We start from the raw sequence: 214 nt of genomic DNA on the forward strand, positions 1-214 counted from the left end.
AAACCATTACGTATTCTTGCAAGAGCAGATGAAGAGACTACAATGTGAGGTGCACAACAAATCGCCGAGCAAAAGCAGTTTAAGCCTGATTATGCGGTTTTTGGCGAGCCGACTGGTTTAGTTCCTGTCGTTATGCACAAAGGCCATATGTCCTAAGGTATCCGTATCACAGGCAGAACAGGGCACAGTTGTGATCCGGATAATGGAGTAAATG

1 pseudogene is annotated in these 214 nt (G+C 45.3%); it reads left to right on the top strand.

The features are described from left to right. A pseudogene (locus tag V6256_RS15930) lies at nt 1–153 on the top strand (acetylornithine deacetylase); the annotation flags it as partial. Nucleotides 154–214: the final 61 nt, after the last annotated feature.

Source organism: Psychromonas aquatilis (assembly GCF_038155185.1).
In the GTDB taxonomy this organism is placed as follows: Bacteria; Pseudomonadota; Gammaproteobacteria; order Enterobacterales; family Psychromonadaceae; genus Psychromonas; species Psychromonas aquatilis.